At 60.2% G+C, this 19,435-nt stretch carries 12 protein-coding genes and 1 tRNA gene; 7 read left to right on the top strand and 6 right to left on the bottom strand.

All coding sequences use genetic code 11. The annotated features are described in order from the left end of the window. The first annotated feature begins 138 nt into the window (after positions 1–138). Positions 139–1,476, top strand: a complete 1,338-nt coding sequence (gene gdhA / locus IEW73_RS09940; RefSeq protein ID WP_188674016.1) for an NADP-specific glutamate dehydrogenase — start codon at positions 139–141, stop codon at positions 1,474–1,476. A gap of 72 nt (positions 1,477–1,548) precedes the next feature. Here the strand turns inward: gdhA and IEW73_RS09935 are convergent, their stop codons facing one another. Together IEW73_RS09935 and IEW73_RS09930 are read right to left on the bottom strand one after the other, a co-directional pair. Next, positions 1,549–2,811 (bottom strand): fatty acid desaturase family protein, encoded by a 1,263-nt coding sequence (locus tag IEW73_RS09935; RefSeq protein WP_188674014.1) that lies wholly within the window; start codon positions 2,809–2,811, stop codon positions 1,549–1,551. Between the two features lie 110 nt (positions 2,812–2,921). Then, positions 2,922–3,968 carry a ferredoxin reductase gene (locus IEW73_RS09930; protein WP_229675959.1) on the bottom strand — a complete coding sequence of 349 codons (1,047 nt, stop codon included), beginning with the start codon at positions 3,966–3,968 and terminating at the stop codon, positions 2,922–2,924. Positions 3,969–4,272: 304 nt separating this feature from the next. Here IEW73_RS09930 and IEW73_RS09925 point away from each other — a divergent pair, with 304 nt between their 5' ends. Then, entirely contained in the window at positions 4,273–4,893 is a 621-nt protein-coding gene (locus IEW73_RS09925) for a TetR family transcriptional regulator (protein WP_229675905.1), read from the top strand. 104 nt (positions 4,894–4,997) lie between these two features. Here IEW73_RS09925 and IEW73_RS09920 read toward each other — a convergent pair whose 3' ends face one another. Next, positions 4,998–5,219 (bottom strand): DUF3618 domain-containing protein, encoded by a 222-nt coding sequence (locus IEW73_RS09920; protein WP_188674005.1) that lies wholly within the window; start codon positions 5,217–5,219, stop codon positions 4,998–5,000. Positions 5,220–5,310: 91 nt separating this feature from the next. Between IEW73_RS09920 and bcp the strand changes: the two genes are divergently transcribed. From bcp to IEW73_RS09905, 3 genes are all read left to right on the top strand, one after another. Further along, complete coding sequence (gene bcp, locus IEW73_RS09915; protein ID WP_188674002.1) at positions 5,311–5,784, top strand: thioredoxin-dependent thiol peroxidase; 474 nt, start codon at positions 5,311–5,313, stop codon at positions 5,782–5,784. A 122-nt stretch (positions 5,785–5,906) separates the two neighbouring features. Next, entirely contained in the window at positions 5,907–6,791 is an 885-nt protein-coding gene (locus IEW73_RS09910; RefSeq protein ID WP_188673999.1) for a hypothetical protein, read from the top strand. A 223-nt stretch (positions 6,792–7,014) separates the two neighbouring features. After that, positions 7,015–7,722, top strand: a complete 708-nt coding sequence (locus tag IEW73_RS09905) for a TetR/AcrR family transcriptional regulator (protein ID WP_188673996.1) — start codon at positions 7,015–7,017, stop codon at positions 7,720–7,722. Positions 7,723–7,743: 21 nt separating this feature from the next. Here the strand turns inward: IEW73_RS09905 and acpS are convergent, their stop codons facing one another. Next, positions 7,744–8,133 carry a holo-ACP synthase AcpS gene (gene acpS, locus IEW73_RS09900; protein WP_188673992.1) on the bottom strand — a complete coding sequence of 130 codons (390 nt, stop codon included), beginning with the start codon at positions 8,131–8,133 and terminating at the stop codon, positions 7,744–7,746. Between the two features lie 8 nt (positions 8,134–8,141). Further along, on the bottom strand, positions 8,142–17,300 hold the full coding sequence (locus IEW73_RS09895) for a type I polyketide synthase (RefSeq protein WP_188673988.1): 9,159 nt from the start codon (positions 17,298–17,300) through the stop codon (positions 8,142–8,144). Positions 17,301–17,706: 406 nt separating this feature from the next. Here IEW73_RS09895 and IEW73_RS09890 point away from each other — a divergent pair. After that, positions 17,707–17,791 (top strand) — tRNA-Leu (locus IEW73_RS09890). A gap of 123 nt (positions 17,792–17,914) precedes the next feature. Here the strand turns inward: IEW73_RS09890 and IEW73_RS09885 are convergent. After that, complete coding sequence (locus IEW73_RS09885; protein WP_229675904.1) at positions 17,915–18,523, bottom strand: SanA/YdcF family protein; 609 nt, start codon at positions 18,521–18,523, stop codon at positions 17,915–17,917. A gap of 247 nt (positions 18,524–18,770) precedes the next feature. Here IEW73_RS09885 and IEW73_RS09880 point away from each other — a divergent pair, with 247 nt between their 5' ends. Then, on the top strand, positions 18,771–19,361 hold the full coding sequence (locus IEW73_RS09880) for a DUF3558 domain-containing protein (RefSeq protein WP_188673985.1): 591 nt from the start codon (positions 18,771–18,773) through the stop codon (positions 19,359–19,361). Positions 19,362–19,435: the final 74 nt, after the last annotated feature.

Here is a 19,435-nt window from a genome sequence, read left to right as displayed (position 1 = left end):
AACCACTGTAGGTCGAATTGACCATCTCAGCGCTCCCAGTCAGCCCGCCGTACTATTTGCGTGTTACGCGAAGTTGTTACCAGGCCTTGCCAAAATTGACGACGTAACGCATAAAAATCTGCCAGGTACGGTGGAGTGATGGACGAGCGACTGAACAAGATTCTTGACACGGTGATCCACCGCAGTCCAGGCGAGCCAGAGTTTCATCAAGCAGTCAGAAGTCTGTTTAGTTCACTAACGGTGGTTCTCTCGCGCCACCCCGAATACGCCGAAAACGCCCTCATCGAGCGCATGTGCGAACCCGAACGGCAAATCATCTTCCGCGTTCCCTGGATCGACGGCTTAGGAAAAGTGCACGTCAATCGCGGCTATCGCGTCCAATACAGCAGTGTGCTTGGCCCCTACAAGGGCGGCCTGCGATTCCACCCCTCCGTCAACCTCGGAATCGTGAAATTCCTCGGGTTTGAACAGGTCTACAAAAATGCACTCACAGGTATGCCCATCGGCGGCGGCAAGGGTGGCTCAGACTTCGATCCGAAAGGAAAAACCGATTTCGAAGTCATGAGCTTCTGCCAGTCGTACATGACCGAATTGCAACGCCACATCGGCGAACACACAGACGTCCCTGCCGGCGATATTGGTGTCGGCCGACGAGAAATCGGCTACATGTTTGGCCAATACAAGCGCCTGCGCAATGCGCACGAATCCGGTGTCCTCACCGGCAAGGGCACCTCGTGGGGTGGCTCACTCGTCCGCACCGAGGCAACGGGATACGGCTTGGCCTACTTTGTGTCCAACATGCTCGCCGCAGAAGACGACTCGCTTGACGGTCAGAAGGTTGTCGTCTCCGGGGCTGGCAATGTTGCCATCTACGCGATCGAGAAGGTGCAAGAACGCGGAGCCCGCGTCGTCGCATGCTCCGACTCAAGCGGCTACGTGGTCGACGAAAAAGGCATCGACGTCGAACTACTGAAGGACATCAAGAACCGTAGACGCGAACGCATCCGCGTCTACGCTGACGAACGCGACAGTGCCACCTTCGTCGATAACGGCTCAATTTGGGATGTGCCCTGCAACATCGCACTCCCCTGCGCCACACAGAACGAACTCGACGACGCCGCAGCGCACACGCTCATCAAGAATGGCGTGCGGATCGTCGCGGAAGGCGCAAACATGCCTGTGACCGCCAAGGGTGTTGCAGTTTTCCGTGAGGCAAATGTTCGGTACGGCCCAGGTAAAGCCGCAAATGCAGGAGGTGTTGCAACCTCGGCGCTCGAAATGCAACAAAACGCGTCGCGCGACTCGTGGCACTTCGACTACACGGACCGACGCCTCGAGTCCATCATGACCGACATCTTCGGACGCTGCCGCGACACCGCCGAAGAGTACGGCCACCCGCACAACTACCTACTCGGCGCCAACATCGCCGGTTTCACCAAAGTCGCCGACTCCATGTGCGCACTTGGCGTGGTGTAGCAGCCGTCCCATACAAGAAAGCCCGGATGGGGTAATCCCCATCCGGGCTAATTCTTATGCTGCTGCAGTAGTTCAGGCAGCTGTGGTGGCTTCAACTTCCGTCTTGCGCTCAATCAGCACACCGGCTGGCTCATCGTGGCGAACAAGTGAGTCTGGAAGAGCGAGCTTGAAGATCTTCACCCACACTGAGCTGATCTGGCCGAGGAAGCTGCCCTTGTTGTAAGGAAGGCCGTACTTCTTGGCCAACGCCTCAACCTCAACTGACATCTCTGGGTAACGGAACGCTGGGATGTCCGGGAAGATGTGGTGCTCAATTTGGTGCGACAAGTTGCCCGACAAGATGTGGAACAAGTTGCCACCCTCGATGTTCGCTGACCCGAGCATCTGGCGCAGGTACCATTCGGCGCGAGTCTCGTTGGCAGTCTCTTCCTGTGTGAACACCTGAACACCGTTGGGGAAGTGTCCACAGAAAATGATGCTGTAGGTCCACACGTTGCGGATGAGGTTCGCTGCAGCGTTGCCCACGAGAGTCGTTGGGAACAACGGACCGGTCAGCGCCGGGAAGATCACGTAGTCCTTCAGCACCTGTGGCGTTGCCTTGCGAACCCAGCCTTTAGCCAGCTTCGCAACTTCGCGCATGTCACGCTTGCCCTGCACAACCTCCTCGGCGTGCATGTCGTGGAGCATCACGCCCCACTCGAAGAACGTCATCAGCAGGAATGCGTAGACCGGGTTGCCGAGGAAGTAGGGGTGCCACTTCTGGTCCTTGTCCATACGCAGGATCCCGTAACCAATGTCGCGGTCCATGTCGAGGATGTTGGTAAAGGTGTGGTGCATGTAGTTGTGCGAGTGGCGCCACTGATCAGCTGGGCACACATTGTCCCAATCGAAGACGCGTGAGTTGAGACCCTTTTCGCGCATCCAGTCGTACTGGCCATGCATCACGTTGTGGCCGATTTCCATGTTGTCCAGAATCTTCGCCAGTCCAAGCGACAGAACTGCGATCGGCCACGCAGGCAATACATACATCAGGCCGCGACCTGCTACCTCAAGGGCGCGCTGGGCCTTGATGACGTTGTAGATGTATTCGCGATCCCGATCGCCGAGGTCGGCAACTACTCGGGCACGAAGCTCATCGAGCGCCTTGCCGAATTCTTCGACCTGCTCGGACGTAATGCGCACAGGCTCCTTAGCGGCTTGCGGAGCGTCTTCGCGGAAGACGCGGCCAGCGATAGGGGCCTTCGAAAGTCCGGACTTAGCCGCCGAAGCTGCCTTACGGCGAAGTTCGCGACCGGGAAGTGTCGGAGCCGATACGGGGAAGTTGATAACAGCCATGGTGTTTCTCCTTCAGTGTTTCCTGCCCGTTTTTGGCATGGAGATACCGTCACAGGCGTTGAACTTGGATTTTGGCGAGAGGGAGTCGCAGTGCGACTCAGGAGCAGTAACTAGATGTCGATCTCAACGTCACCCACCGCGCGGGACACGCACAGTTGGATGGGCTCGTCGGAAGTGTCATTGATTTCACCGGTAAGCAGGCTCTTGGTGCAACCGGACTTCTTCACTGCGGTGCAGGTGAAGCAAATACCCATCCGGCAGCCGAATTCTGGACTGAGACCAGCCGCTTCGGCTTCTTCCAGCAAACTCGAGCCTGCGTTCTCTTTCTCCACGCTGCTGCTTGAGAAGTTGATCGTGCCTGTTGCTTCCTCGATGTCATCGATGACAGTGGAAGCTACCTGGAACTCCTCTGTATGGAGGCGGTCGCCGAGGTCGCGTTCGTCGTAATACTTGCGGATCGCGTTCATCATCGGAGGCGGTCCGCAGAGGAAAGTTTGTGCTTCGGCAAGCCACGGCGCTGCGATGTCGACATGCTCAGTTCCGAAGAACCCTTGCAGGTCGCCGCCGCCGCCAGGCAGTGTCGATGCGATAAGTAGAGTGACGTTCTTGTTCTCGCGGGCAATCTCGCGAAGCGCGTCTGCGTGCGGTACATCGTTGACCGTGTCGCAGTAGTGCAAGAAAGTGATGTCACCCTCGTGCCCCTCGTCGACCAAGGTGCGAAGCATCGACAGCACTGGAGTGATGCCACTACCACCGGAGAGGAGGACGACCTTGTCAGGGCGCTGCTCGGGAAGCTTAAACACGCCGGCTGCCTGCGATAGCTCAACCACAAGTCCCGGTTCTGCGTTTTCGCGAAGGTAGCGGGAAACGAAACCATCGGCGTGGGCCTTGATAGTTAATTCGATTCGTCCGTCACGCCTGTGCACTGAGTTCGCCGGTGAGAAGCACCGAGTGTGCCGCACACCGTCAACAACAACACCGATCTGAACGAACTGTCCGGCTTCAAAGCCCTTCCACTGACGTGTGGGGCGAAGCTCGAGGGTGACAGTGTCCTTAGTCTGACGGTCGACCCTGGTGATCTTGGCGCGCAGGTCACGCACCGTCACCATTGGGTTAACCAGTTCAAGGTAACGATCCACAGCGTGTGGCGTTGCCATGGCCTCGAAGAGGTCGACCACCGAGAAGCGACGCTTCAGGATGCTCTTGGCTGTTTTGCCGAAACGCGGCGGGTTGGGTCGGGTGGGAAGGGACCGCGGCGTAATCGATGTGGTCATTTTAATCTCCTCATCGTAGCTGAACCTGAGGCCCGATTCCGGGACGAACCGTTGCCCTAACTTTCAGTGAACGTGTGTACACCCAATACTTTGCGCCAGGAAAGACCCCCATGTCAACAGCCACCAACGTGATCCCCGCGACAGTGTCATGGCGTACACCGGACCAATTCCAACTAAACTGATCCCCGTGACAGGGCCCGGAACCAGATCAGAACGCAAAGAACGGACCCGCCAGGCACTCCTCGACGGGACGTTGGAACTACTCGATGACCGCAGCTTCTCGAGCGTGTCGCTGCGGGAAGTAACACGCGCAGTCGGCATCGTACCCACTGCGTTCTACAGGCATTTCGACTCGATGGAACACCTCGGTGTCAACCTCGTCGAAATGAGCGCCAAGGCCCTCCGCCAAATCCTTCGCGACGCACGCCGCAACATAGACGCACTCGATGTACACAACTCACTGACCATCATCGCGCGCCAAGTACGCGACCACGAACGCGAATTCCGCTTCATCTCGCAAGAGAGATACGGCGGCGCCGTCGAAATCAGACGCGCAATCGCCATCGAACTACGCCTCTTCGGCAGAGAACTCGCCGCCGACCTCGGCCGATCCCCCGCAATGCGGGACTGGGAATACGACGACATCGAATGGGTCTCAGACCTCATCGTCCAAACAATCCTCGCCATCATCGACGACCTCTTACGGGCCGACCACCGCAACCCAGCAGAAGAACGCGACATCATCCAGCGCGGCGAAAATCAACTTAAGTTGATCGCCGTCGGAATTTCGCACTGGTCAAAGCGTTAGAGCGGGCAGCGCTAAGGGCGGGCAGCGCTAAGGGCGGGCAGCACTAAGGGCGGGCAGCGCGAGGAAAACCCGCACCACCCGCCCCAGAAAACGCTTAAGCAGCGTTAGCGGAAAATCCGCCACAAAACGAACAGCACAAACAACACACCAACGCCAGCAACGGCCATGCGAACTTCCGGCTCTTCCGACTTCGCAATAACACGCGCCTTCACGTTGTCAACGGCACGCCGGGGATCCGCACGCACCACCAACTCGTCAAGCGTGCTCGCAAGCTGCTCCCGAGCCCGCTCAATGTCGCGCTCAATGCTTTCGGGGTTTCTGGACACATGTCCTCCATCAGCTGAGAAGTCTTTCGGCGCCTAATGTTAGAACACACTAGGACACCAAGTCGTGTATTTTCGCCTAACCTTGCCTAGTGTGACTGACAATAACCGACTCTCCCCCGGCGACACCGCACCAAACTTCACTCTTCCTGACGCAGACGGCAACCACGTCTCACTCAGTGACTACCGCGGACGCAAAGTAATCGTCTACTTCTACCCAGCCGCAAGCACTCCCGGTTGCACCAAACAAGCATGCGATTTCCGTGACAACCTCGCGGAACTCAACGAAGCCGGACTCGACATCGTCGGCATCTCACCGGATAAACCCGAAAAGCTCGCGAAATTCCGCGACAAAGAGGAACTCAACTTCCCACTACTTTCCGACCCGTCGAAAGAAACCCTGACAGCGTGGGGCGCGTTCGGTGAGAAGAAAATGTACGGCAAAGTTGTCCAAGGGGTAATCCGCTCGACGTTCCTCATCAACGAAAACGGCGCCGTCGAACAAGCCCAGTACAACGTCCGCGCCACCGGGCACGTAGCAAAACTGCGACGCGACCTCGACGTCTAAGAAGTTGTCCACACGGGTGTTGTTATCCACAGCATTTCTGCCGCGGAGCGCACCCGCCGGTCTGGCGGGGTGTCATTGTTCATGCGGCACCCCACCAACTCCCCACCAATCGTCAGCTCGCATTGCGCGCAGGACTGACCGACCGCAGCATCCGTTTGGCGCTCACCTCCCAGGGTTTGCACCGCACACACCACGGCTTCTACCTACCGACATCGCACACAGCCGCACAGACACACCTGACGGTCGCTCGGCAACTCATCGCCGCCAGCACCCGCGGCACCGTCGGGAGTCATGTCACAGCAGCACTACTCCACGGGCTGCCCACTTGGGGTTTGCCTCTCGACGCTATCCATGTCACCCGCGATTCAACCGCTAGCGGAAAATCGAGCAACCGGCGCACACTCCACCGAGCACCACTGCCCGCGGACCACATCACACAACGCGAAGGCATCGCCGTCAACACAGTTGAGCGGCTCCTTGTTGACATCGCACGCACCGCTGATGCCGAATCCGTATTCGTCACCGGTGACTACGCACTACGGCACCAACGCACCACCCTGGCAGCGATTGCGGCAGTGGTGGAGGACATGCGTGGTTGGCGCGGAATAGGCAAGGCCCGAACCGTCCTCGACCAGTTGGACGCACGTAGCGAAAGTGTCGGCGAATCCCGTAGCCGCGCTGTGTTGCTCGCGATGGACCTGCCTGCGCTTTCGATCCAGCACGAGATCCGCGATTCGCTTTCACGCCGATTGCTCGCGAGAGTGGATTTCGCGCTGGAGTCGCTGCGCATCGCTGGGGAGTTTGACGGCAAGGTCAAGTACGGTCGCGCCCTCAATGGCGACGCAAACCTCGAAGACGTGTTGTGGCGAGAGAAGCAGCGCGAAGACCGAATCCGCGGCGAAGGATGGCTCACAGTGCGCTGGACGTGGGCCGACCTGGCGGATCCGGCCGTGATCTATGAACGGTTTCAGCGGGCCATTGCACTCGCGCGGCGCTTCGGCGGGTGACGTTGGCGCCGGGCCCCTCCCGATGACGGTAGCGCCGGGCCGGGCCCCTCCCGGTGACGCTCCCACTTTGTGCAAACGCTCCCACTTTTGCACTGAAAAAGTGGGAGCGTCCGTCAAAAGTGGGAGCATGGGCAAAGTCGGCCACCCGAATCGAGCCGCACCAAAGTGAACGACCACACTAGGTTCCGAGAAATATCTGCGACATACCGATATCCTTCGGGGCGTGGAATCATCGCTGAGCAGATCGTCACGCACTGCGCGACCTGCGGCGTCGATTCCGGAACCGGCGGGCGCGCCAGAGGAACTACTGCCCCGCCGCCGACCAGCGCAGGAACGCAGCCGCCGCAAGTTCGAAGCGATTCTTTCGGCTTCGCGCAACCTGCTCGTGGACGAAGGTTTCGAGTCGTTTACGTGCGAGGAAGTCGCCCAACGTGCGGGTGTACCGATCGGTACGTTGTATCAGTTCTTCGCCAATAAGTACGTCATTGTGTGCGAACTCGACCGCCAAGACCTCGTTGCGGTACAGCGTGAACTTGCGGCATTCGCGACCGAAGTTCCCGCCCTGGAGTGGCCAGAGTTGCTGAACAGGTTTCTCGACCACTTGGCGAACTTGTGGCTCCGCGATCCATCGAGGCGCGCCGTGTGGCTGGCCGTGCAATCAACGCCTGCGACGCGGACCACCGCTGTGATCTACGAGCGCACGCTGGCACAGCAAGTATCGAGTGTGATCGAACCACTGTTCCCAACGGCAGGGCCGGAGTACAACCAGAAGATCGCCGAGGTGTGCGTGCACATGGTGTATTCGATGTTGAACTTCGCGGTCCGTGATGGGCAATCTCATCCCGAAGCGGTCGTTGAACTCAAGCGGATGCTGGGGGCATACCTCAAATCGACGGAACGGGAAATGCGGCACCGGCTGCGCAGCACATAAGTGCCGCACAGCCGGTGATGGTCATTCTTCGACAATCACGAAGGCTCCTGCCATGTCGCCTTCGTGGGTCAGTGACACATGGATTGTGGCGTCGCTGAGGTACTCGCGAATGGCTCCGTGTACCTGCAGGCTTGGCCGCCCCCAGTTGTCGGTGATCAACTCGATGTCCTGGTAGTCCACGCTGGACATCAATTGCGGACGCCCAAATCGCGACACTGACCAGGCTTTGATGAGTGCTTCCTTGGCTGCCCAGCGGGTTGCGTACTGCCTGTCGGGGCCATCCACTGCATGAGCGCATGCTCGCCGTTCGCTGGGTGTGAAGTGTCGATGCATGAGGGTGCCTGGTCGAGCGAGCTGCGCAGCGAACTGGCTGATACTGACGAGGTCGAACCCTATTCCACGCACAGCCATCGCGATCACTACTCTGCCTCTGCTGCTGTGTAGTTGCCGTCGACACCGAGGCGTGCGTCGATGTCCAGCAACATTGCCGCCTCTGATTCGCGGGTGTTCCCGGTGAGTCGCCGGTTCTCGGGGCGTTCGTACATGCTGTTCCCGCCGAACATGGCGGAGGTGAGCCGTCGACGCCCCGCCAAGGTGCGAGCGGCAGCGTTGCGCAGATACGTTTCCGCTCGTTGCGCACCTAGTGATTGGAGGAACGCTTCGGGGTGGACGAGGGCAATGAGGGCGGAGACATGCCCGAACCCGAGGCTTGTCACAAGTCCAGCTTTGAGTGGCAGTCCGGTGTCGAACCGTAGGGTGTCGCGTACCCAAACTAGGTGCGGGTGTTCACTGAGTACGTCGTCTACACAGTCGAGGCTGCGGTTTGGCGGTATGACGCCGTGGTTCAGCACTTGTGTCAGGCCGATGAGTTGGAACGCAGCTGCTCCGCCTTTTGCGTGGCCTGTGAGGTTCTTCTGGGAGATCACAAAGAGCGGCGCTCCCTCGCTTCGGCCGATGGCTGCGGCGATGCGTTCGTGCAGTTCGGACTCGTTGGGGTCGTTGGCGTTTGTTGAGGTGTCGTGTTTTGAGACGACGGCGATGTCGTCGGGGGTGACGCCTAGTTTCGCGAGGTCGCGCACCAGTTCGGATTGGCGTCCGCCTCGTGCGGCGCTGAGTGCTCCAATTCCGGGCGCGGGGATGGAGGTGTGGGCGCCGTCGGCGAAGGTGCCGCACCAGCCCACCACGCCGAGGACGGGCAGTCCGTGTTCGGCGGCGATGTCTCCACGTGTGAGAAGGACGGTGCCGCCTCCGTGTGCTTCGACGAATCCGCCTCGTCGGCGGTCGTTTGCGCGCGAGAACCGTGCAGGGTCGATGCCTTTGTTGAGCATGTCTTGCGTGTTTGCGGTGGCGTTCATGTCACCGAACCCGACGATGCCTTCTACTCCGAGGTCGTCGAATCCACCGGCGACGACGAACTGGGCGCGGCCGAGTTTGATCTTGTCGACGCCCTCTGCCACCGATACTGCCGCGGTGGCGCACGCTGCTACGGGGTGCAGCATGTTTCCGTAGTTGCCGACGTATGACTGCACGACGTGGGCGGCGATGACGTTGGGCAGGGCTTCCTGCAGGACATCGTTGGCGCGGTTTTCGCCGAGTAGTGCATCAATGTAGAGGGATCGCATTGATTGCATTCCGCCGATTCCGACGCCTTGGGTGTTGGCGAGATCTGCGGGGTGGATCCACCGAAGAAGTTCAGCGGGGGTAAACCCGGAGCTGAGGAACGCGTCGACGGTGGTGATGAGGTTCCACACTGCTACCCGGTCGATGGCGCTGACCATGTCGGCTGGGATGCCCCAACTGGTGGGGTCGAAGCCGGTGGGTATTTGCGCGCCGACTGTGCGGGTGAGTTCCACTCGTCGTGGGACACGTATTTCCGTTCCGGCTTGTCGTGTGACCTGCCATTCGCCGGATGGGAGTGACCGGATGGTGGTGGAGTCGGGTGTTGCCGCAAGGAATGCGCGTGCTTCGGTCTCGTTTGCGACGGTGAAGGTGAGGTCTTTGTCTAGGTAGACGGAGCTGAGTAGTGGGGCGGTGCCGTCGTTGAGTTCCCCGTCGTTGTCGAAGGTGCGGATGCCGCATCGTGCGACGACGGTGTCGTGGTAGCGGTCGGCGATGTCTTCTTCTGCTACCCAGTCGCCTGTGGCGGTGTCGTACCATCCGGCTTGTGGTTCGTCGTGCCAGGTGATGAGACCGGTGCTCCAGGCGAGTTCGAGGACTCCGGCCGCGGAGAGTTGGTTGGAGACTTCCATGTCGAATCGGGTGCGCGCTGAACCGTAGGGCCCAAGTTCCCCTGTGCCGACAATGACGATCATGTCTTCAGGTTTAGCGGCGACGGTGCCCCAGTTGAGGCGTTGTGCGTCGTCGACGGCCGGTGGTGCGGGTAGCGCGCTGATGACGTCGAGAGGTTCTGATGGTTTTTCTGCGATGTCTTTCTCGAGGGATCGGGCTAGTTCCGCGAGGTCGAGTGCAGCGGTGTCGAGGCCTCCGGTGAGGTTGAGTTCGATGGGTTCCACTTCAGCCCAGGTTCGTGCATCGTCGAGGCATCCTGCGAGGAGTTGCTGCGCCATTTCGTCCGGTGACCAGGTGCGAACTCCCGCTGCTTCGACGGCATCGACGAGTGGGGCGTTGTGGGCCATCAGTCCCGTTCCGCGAACCCACCCGATGAGAGCGTGAACGAGGGACACTCGTTGTGGCCAGTGGGTTTCGGACTTCCATTTCGCGATGATGGCGTCGAATGCTGCTTTGGATTCGCCGTATGCGCCGTCGCCACCGAAGACTCCGCGGTTGGGTGAGCCTGGTAGGACAACGTGCAGTTTGGTATCGATGTCGCGGTCTTTCCCCAATGCTGACAGTCCTCCAATCAGCCGTTCGACGGACCAGAGGAGGATGCGCATTTGCTGCTCTGCGCGGGCACCGGCGTCGGATAGTTGCCCGGCCACGGGTGGCGCTGCGAACGGGATGAGCAGGGTGGGTGTGAGTGCAGGTTTGCTGATGTCGCTGACGGGACCGACGGTCGTGCGTTGCTCGGCTCCGACCCACTCGATCAGTGCGTCAATGTCGGTGAATGACGCCATGTTGGCGGGCAAGACCCAAAGTGCGCTGCCTACGCGAGCGTGGTTTCGGTAGAGAGTCCGGTAGAAGTCGAGGCGTTGACTGTTGAGTGTGGACGTAGTGGCGATGACGGTGGCACCACCAGCGAGAAGTTCCGCGACAACGGCTGCGGCGATTGAACCTTCGCTGGCTCCCGTGACGACGGCTACTTCGTCGCCCCAGGTGCCGGGGTCGTCGACGACAGCTTCGGCTGCGATGCGTAGGTAATTTTCTGCAAGAGCCGGGCGCTGTTGATCACGAGCTTGTGTTGCCCACCAGTGTGCCTGGGTGGCCACGATCATTCCTGCGCCGCAGAAATCTCCTACTGGCTTGCCCACCCACATGCGTGCGAGGTCTTCACGGGCACTGGCCCATCTGTCGTCAAATAGCACTGCTTTGTCGGGGTTGAATGCTGGTGCGACATAACGTGGCCACTCGGTTCCCAGTTCTGCAGCGATGAGGTCGTGGATATCCGCTTCGGCGACGCTTTCCAGCAGCCCGGCGTTTGCCGACTCCGCTAGTCCGAGTTCGTGGAGCAAGTGGCGGGCGGTGGAGGCGAGCACACCATCGGGACCTGTAATGGCACCGGTGAGTGCTGCGACAGTAGACGAGTCGACGGCGGTGTCGTTGTTTTGCACTGGCTTCTCGACGGTCACACCGGCGCGGCGAGCCACGGACTGTATTGCTGCATCCACCAGCGCGTCGGCGTTGGTGACGTCCACGGTGCCGAGTGATCCCAGTTCACCGCCACGGCTGCTCGCACCGGCCCTGGTGGCATGTGCGAGTTCGGCGCTGACGTGACTAACCCAACCAGTGCCGAGCTTCCACGTTCCGCTGACGACGTCAGTGACGTATGACGGGCGCTTTCCGGTGGGGCCAAATACTTTGCGTAGCTGATCATTGATGGCGTCCGATAAGACTGGCCCGAATGGTGAGTAGGTTCGAGCTAGTCGATTCACGGTGGTGCACAACGCTGAGATGTCGGCATCAGCAGCACCGTCAATTGCGCCGAGGTTCAGTTCCGCGCCGAGATCAAGTAGCACCTGGTTGCGTCGAGACGATACGCCGTCGCACAGGTTCTCGATGGTGTCCGTCGCGCCAATCTGGTCGGGTCGAAGCTTAGTCCACAAAGCGATGAGCACTCGTGTTGCGTCGGCCGCAGTGAAGGGCAGGTCTGCTGTGGTGGCACTTGTCTGGTTTTGAACAGCTACAGGTGCCGCCACGACAGGAGCCTCGGCGCGCAAATTCTCTGCAGGCAACTCCTCGCCTGAATCCAGGTCGTCCTCGAGGTCTGGATCCGTGTCGACGAAGCGCACCGCCTGCGCGTCTCTTTCGCTGTTGAAAAGTGCCGGTGCCGCCCCAAAGCGCCCAGCTTTCAGTGTCCCTGCGGCCAGGTTCGCCAAGGTGGGTGCGTTACCGACACCGATTTCGACGAATCTTTCTGCTGCTACTCCCCCGTCACATTCGTCAGCGAACAGCAGATCTTGGGTTTCGATCCATCGCACCGGACTCGCAAACTGCCAGGCCAGCAGTTCGATGAGGATGGTGCGGCACAACTTTTGTGGATCCTGAGCCGCGGCATCGAAATCGTCTAGGACAGCTTGCAACGGCTCCGAATCGACAACCGAGCACACTTCGGCGACGAACTCACGACTGAGGCTGAACAAGCGCGGAACGAGGTTCGGAATGTACCGACCGACGAGGATCGCCGGGTCGACTGTGTGCGGAACCAATTCTTGGAGACGTTGCCGGAACTCTGGCACGCCACCGAGCAGAACGTCGGAGTGGAACGGCACATCGACGCCAGGAACGAGGATAAACGCCCGCTTACCGCCTGTTTCTTTGCGTCGTTCGTCGAGCTCCGCTTCGAGCGCCTGCAGCCCCTTTACTGTGCCGGCGATGGCGTACTGCGAACCGCGGAGGTTGTAGTTGACCACCTGCAGGAACTCGCCGGATTCAGTGGCGACAGCGGCCACGAAGTCAGCAACGTCATCGTCGAGGATCGCAGCTTGGGCCGGGCGGATCGCCGCGAGCCGGTAGTCGCTGCGCCCCTGCGCGTCACGGGGAACGAGTGCATGCATCGCGGAGCCTCGTCGGAACACCAGTTCGAGAATCGCTTCGAGCGGCAGCACGTTGGCGACGGCGGCGAGGGCGTTGTATTCGCCGACTGAGTGGCCGCACAAGTAGGCGTCCTCAGTGAAGGCGTCGGCTTCACGCAGTTCGGCGACTTGAGCCATCGCGAGAGTGGCCATCGCAACCTGGGTGAACTGGGTGAGGAACAGGACTCCGTCCGGGTGTCGATACGTGGTTCCGCGGGCCTTCAGCGTTGTGGGGTTGTCGCGAACGATCGCGAGGATCGAAAAGCCCAGTGCGTTACGCGTGTGGGCGTCGGCGCGTTCCCACACTGAGCGGGCCGCCTGTGACGACGCCATCGCGGCGAGGCCCATGCCTTTGTGCTGGATTCCTTGGCCGGGGAAGGCGTAGACGGTACGGGGTGGGTGCATGCGTGCAGTTCCGACCATGACAGTGACGTCGCCGACCTTGCATCCCACCTCGAGGATCTCGGCACCGTTTCGGACACCAATTCGCTCAATCTTGAGACTGATGACATCGCCTGGTCTTACTGGGGCGAGGAAACGCGTGGTCCACGCTGCGATTCGTGGCGAACTACGGACGGTGGACTTCAGGTCAATGGCGGCAACAAGGTGCTCGGCGGCAGCGGACAGCCACATTCCGTGCACGATCGTTCCAGGCAGACCCGCGAGCGCAGCAGCGGCGTCACTGGTGTGGATCGGGTTGTGGTCTCCCGATACGCGAGCGAATGCGCGCATGTCGTGAGGTGCGGTGATTGTCGCGCGGCGCACAACTTTGCGCGGTGTCGCGGTGAAGTCATCAGCCACCGCTGGTGCTTCGCCGAGTGCTGCGCGGCCCCTGCGGTCTCGCACCGCGAACCTTTCCTGCAACACCGCGAGCGGTACTCGTTCAGTTTGTTTCGCGGCAACAGTATCGAGTTCAACAGCAACCTCGATGACGCGTCCAACCTCGGTGTCGCTCACGCACACTAGGTGTGCACTAACGCCCAGCGATGTTTCGTCCGCAGGGAACGGACGCTTCAACTCCACATGGTGATCAAGGTGCACGAGGTCGAGAACGCCTTCGGCGCACGATTGACCATCGACGGTGCGGGCTGCGCCGATGACGGCGAAAATTGCGGGCCAGGCAGCGCCAACAAGCACATCAGGCACCGACGTCGGAAGCAGATGGTCACCAAGCTTGTCTCCGGTGATCGCAGCATGATCAGCCATCATGTCCGGGCTAAACGTCGTGCCGTACGTGGCGGTGCCACTACGTACCGGTGGTAGCTCCCGTCCCCCGCCGGTGATGGTCAGGAGCGCACGCATCGCTTGGGTTGCGTCCTCTGTGGTGACAAGCGGCGCACCGCCGTCTGCGCACGAATCTGGCATGGTGAAGAGAATGCTCACGCTGGCTTCAGGTTTCTGCGCACCTCGTAGAGGGCAGTCCAGAACAGCTGTTGCATCGCCGGTGAGGCGCAGTTGCGCACCTGTTGCGGGATGCGCGGCAACGCCATCGGCGATGATGCGCCACTGTGCTGGCGATCCCAGCTTCCAGAGAGGGTTCTTCACGAGTCTGTGTGACCACACGACATCCGGTGCGGCAAGCAGAACGCCGAGCGCGTTCGCGGCGTGGCTGCGACGCCGAGCCACGACTGTCGGCGCGTGCGACGCCCCCACGGCGTTTACTGTCGCTGTTTCAAAACGGCCCAGGATTTCCGCGACGGGTTCATCAGCTTTGGTGATCCCGGCCACGGCAACCGGGCCAGGGATCACACAGACTTGGTCAGCGGTGTAGCGAGGATCGTGTGCTTGCCACAGGGAATCCGACCGCCACCATCGCCGGACATCAGGGCCGATGACGGGAACAAAGTTGACGGGTTTGCCGGGCTTCTTGCACAGCTCAAGAAAGAAAGGAACGTCACCCGGATGCAGGATCGTGTTGCTCACGTCTGGGTAATGAGCCGTGAGTTCACCGATCGTCGCGTGCGGCTGCTCGAGGTGTTTATCCGTCGAGAACAGTGACGGAACAGTGCCGCGGTCTGCTGGGTGTAGCCGCGCTTCCGTGCGCCGAACCATCGCGGCGAACCGGTCCCGCCAGGTGTCGTCAATCCACACTGACTCCCACGAGTCGAGGCACGCTTCGTGGAAGTCGCCGCCCATGTCCCACCGCGGCGCCGAGTTACCTACGGTCAGCTCAACGTAGCGCTCAAGCCACTGCCGGTACGTCATAGTGCCGACGTCACCGAAGTACGGTTTTGCCGTGCTATTGAGGGCCGCGATGATTTCTTCGCGTTGAGCGTCAACCGCTGCTGCGTCACCGGCCACGGCGTCGAGGAGCCGCCCACAGCGCGATGCGGCGTTATCAATTTCGTGAATGTCCGCGCCCAATTGGCTGCGTCCCGACGACATTCCGCCGGTTGCTGCACCACTGGCGATCCACTGATCTGTGCCCTGGGTCTGCACAAGCAGACGCTTAACCTCAGGCGAGGTTGTTGCTTCCCGCGCGGCCATCGCAGCAGTTCCGATCAGGATCGCATCCACTGGCATGACGGGGAACCCGTGTTGGATTGCCCAGCGGCCTGTCAGGTAATCGGCGGCGCGATCCGGGGTGCCAATTCCGCCACCTGCGGCGATAACGATGTTGCTGCGTGACCTCAGCTCTGCGTAGGTGTCGATGAGCAAGTCGTCAAGGTCTTCCCACGAATGGTGGCCTCCCGCGCGCCCGCCTTCAATGTGCACGATGATGGGCTGGTCAGGAACCTCTGCGGCGATGCGGATAACCGATCGGATCTGCGCAACGGTGCCGGGTTTGAATGAGATATACGACAAACCAGCAGCAGTAAGGTCGTCGATAATTGCTAAAGCGTCGTCGAGTTCCGGGATTCCCGCCGAGATGGTGACGCCGTCAAACGGTGCTCCCCCTGCCCGCGCCTTCTGCAGTAGTTTGCGGCCGCCAAGCTGTAGTTTCCACAAGTACGGGTCCAAGAATAATGCGTTGAACTGAACCGCACGACCGGGTGCAAGCTGTTCTTCCAGTTCCTTCACCCGCTGAGTGAACAGTTCCTCCGTCACCTGGCCCCCGCCAGCGAGCTCGGCCGAGAACCCAGCGTTCGCCGCGGCTGTCACAATCTCGGGATCAACCGTGGTGGGCGTCATGCCAGCGAGAATGATGGGCGAACGACCGGTCAGCCTGGTAAAACTCGTCTCACAGACGATCCGGCCGCCGGGCAGGGTGACAGTTTTCGGGGCGTAGTCGGACCACCCGGGCGATAATTCTGGAGCAGCACCTGGGGTGAAGAGGTTGCGGTGGCCTCCTCGCGTTCCACCTGGGATGACCGCTGCACCGAGGCCGCGTGCGTTTGATGCGGTGAGCCGAGCAAAACCGTCGCCGGGACTCACGTCGATTACCCACTGCACGCCCTCGGCGAGTACAGACTCAACTGAGTCGACCCAATCGACAGGGTCAACAAGTGCGGCAGTGGCCAGACGTGTAGCGAGGTCACTGTCGAGACCACAGGCCGATGCCCATTCGGTGACGAGTTCCACCGCTTCGAACATCCCTGGGTGATGGAACGCTACCTCTGCCGAAACGGGTTCAAATTCAGGAGCGAATACGCGACCACCGCGGGTATGAGCATCGCGTTCGGCCTGCTGTCCTGCGGTGATGTCCGCGCAGCGCCGAATGATGCGTTCAATATGGTCAGGCCGCCCCGACACCACGACGCGGCGGCGGCCGTTGCGGATGGCCACAACCGGTGCCTGGTGGCGGTGCATACCGGTGGTGCACGAGTCGACAATCGCAGCGAATTCTGCGGGGTCCACCTTGGAGACGGACACCATCGCAGAGTGTTCGCCCTGCGAGCGCAATCCGCGTCGCCGTCCCACGAGTGATGCTGCAGCACCGATTAATTGCGCGATTGCGAGCAGTTCGGTATCCCGCTCACCCTGGTGTTTGATCGATTCCACGCCGAGCACACCTTGTGAGTGTCCGGCGGTGGCGGCAGGCGCGACGGTGTTGACGTCGAACCCTTCAAGGGCGAACAAGCGAATGGCAGCTAGCTGGGTGAGAAAAACGCCAGGTAGTGACACCGCCGCGGTCGAAATGTTAACGCCGTGGTCGGGGTTGTCTAACCACTCGCCGGGCGCGAATTGGGGGCGAATGACGAGCAGTTCCTGCTCAATCGGTTCGAGCAAGCTGTTGGCGGCATCGACTAGTTGTGCAATGTCTCGCACGGTTCCGCCGTCGTGGGTGAGTTCACCTAGCGCGGGCAACCAGGGGGCTCCCTGGCCGCCAAATGTCAGCGCAAAAGGCAGGCCGTCGCGGAACCTGTGGGCGAGCGCACGGTGAGGGTGGCCGTGCGTCCGGTTGCGGTCAGCTTGATTGAGGGAAATGGGGTGTTCGCTCAAGGTCACGTGTTTTCTCCCGGTGTTACGTGGGCACGGGTTGCTTTGTGGTGCGCCCGTGACGGGGTGGTCGATAGCACTGAGCCGGTTACTCGTGGGGTGAGTTGGGTTGCCGACGGTGTGCTGGACACAGAGTGACACACATTCGTGAGGTTTCCCTCATGTTTTTTTGAGCCTGCCGTAAGCTACTTTCCAGTAGTAAAATGGTCGATCATGAGAATATCCTCATCTTTTACTATTTGCACACGTCACGTGTTGTTTTTGGGGGGCTCACCGGATGCTTTGACATACAAGCGTGTTATCTAATCGTTACCTATCATGCGGATCGCGTGCATGAGCTTCGATTCCACAATCCGGGAAGCGTCGAACCCGACTGGCGAAAAGTACCCCACAGGCCGTACGCTATGACCTGCATGCGCGAGTGGCGAAATTGGCATACGCGCTGGATTTAGGTTCCAGTGTCTTCGGACGTGGGGGTTCAAGTCCCCCCTCGCGCACCATGTGTGAAAAACCCAGGCCTTTTAGGTCTGGGTTTTTCTCGTTTTCAGGTGCTAGACGGCAAGGAACCTACATTTGAACGCATTGGCGGTCGAAATGCAGGCTTTATCAAGCCCCAGCCAGCATCACAGTTCGAGAGTTCGCGGGACAGGGTCGAGTGTCGAATCAAGCAGCGCCTTGGGGCGTGAAAGGACAATTTCGCGGAACCAGTTGCGCACCGTCAGATAGGCACCGGCATCGGCGGACGCTTGCTCCCCTACCGTGCCGATACCTTGCCCCTCACACAGCGCTACGGCCCGTCGCAGGTGGAAGTCCTGCGTCACAATGATCGCGTTGTCGATACCAAACACCGCGTGGGCGCGGGCGCAAGTGTTATATGTCGTCACGCCATGCTCATCTTCTGTGATAGCCGCAGCATCGATTCCTCGGTCAACGAGATACTCATGCATCGCCGCTACCTCGTTGCCCTTAATCGACGCGGCATGCCCGGAGATAAGCACCCGCTGCGCGCGACCGTCCTCGACGATGCTGACGGCAGTGTCGAGTCGCTCGCGCAAGTAATCCGACGGCTCACCGTCGCGCACCCGGTCCCCTAGCACGATCACCCAGTCCTGCTCGGTGTTGGTACCGATCCGCGACGTGCTATTCCACTGAACCCACACGCTCGACAGCGCAATAACGCCAACTAGGGCAAGCACTCCGACAAGGATCGTCCTCCGCATGAGTTTCCGCACGGCGGTCAGCCTATCCGAGCATCCACCATTCGCCTGAGTTTGCGACCTTGATTGGATCCCAAATTCAACAATTAAGGTCGGTCGGAGCGTGAGATGCACTAACCAGCAACCCAGAAGCCGAACAACAGTTCCGCTCGGTTAGCCAGATGTCCAACGGATTCCAGACGAGCCATAGTGACTCCAATCATGATGTGGTGGTGGAACCGATTTGGCCTCGGGTGCGTCTGGTCTTCACAGAGGGGGAAATATGTGGCGTCGGTGTGTCGGTGTGGTTCTCGCGTGTGTAGTGCTGTCGGGGTGTGCCCAGTCGACGACTGAGGAGCTCGGTTTTGAGCAGTCGCCGGTGCTGACCGAGACGACCGAGGTGACGCAGGTGGCAGGGCCTGCGCCAGTGCGTCCACCGGCAGTGTTTGATCCGTGTGAGGACATCCCCGATGAAGCCGTCGAAGCGGTGGGCGTGGACCCGGCGACGAAATACATGAGCATCGCGGGCAACAAAAACCTCTACGACAAGCATGTCAGATGGCGTAGCGAATGTGCGTGGAACGGGACCCATATGCGGATCTTCATTGTGTCTGCGGATTCGTCGATCGACGAGGTAGCGGAGTTTGTGTTTGTAGAGAATGTGCGCGAGATTTCGATCAATGGTCGTGCGGCGTTGCATTACAACCTTGAGTCCTGTGGTCCGCGGGTGTGCGCGGAGGTGGCCTTCCAGACCGGAAACAGGAGTGTGTGGGTGAACCTCAACCTGTCGTCGTTGGGGGATTTAACCCTGCAGGCGGATGAACTAGTGGTGGACTATGCGGCGTTGTTGGAGCCGTATCTCCCGGCGGAATAGCAGCGTGCGAACCAGGGGGACGTGATGACAATACCGTTTTTTGGGACCACCGCCGCAGGCGGAACCGATTGTGC

Source organism: Hoyosella rhizosphaerae, assembly GCF_014643175.1.
Lineage (GTDB): Bacteria > Actinomycetota > Actinomycetes > Mycobacteriales > Mycobacteriaceae > Lolliginicoccus > Lolliginicoccus rhizosphaerae.
The sequence above is the reverse complement of the archived record's forward strand: the minus strand, read 5'-3'. Positions and strand labels throughout refer to the sequence as shown.

Coding starts and splice junctions, on each gene's coding strand:
- IEW73_RS09930 (WP_229675959.1), bottom strand. CDS start 3,968: ATGGCAACGCCACACGCTGTGGATCGTTACCTTGAACTGGTTAACCCA.
- gdhA (WP_188674016.1), top strand. CDS start 139: ATGGACGAGCGACTGAACAAGATTCTTGACACGGTGATCCACCGCAGT.
- IEW73_RS09880 (WP_188673985.1), top strand. CDS start 18,771: ATGTGGCGTCGGTGTGTCGGTGTGGTTCTCGCGTGTGTAGTGCTGTCG.
- acpS (WP_188673992.1), bottom strand. CDS start 8,133: ATGGCTGTGCGTGGAATAGGGTTCGACCTCGTCAGTATCAGCCAGTTC.
- IEW73_RS09935 (WP_188674014.1), bottom strand. CDS start 2,811: ATGGCTGTTATCAACTTCCCCGTATCGGCTCCGACACTTCCCGGTCGC.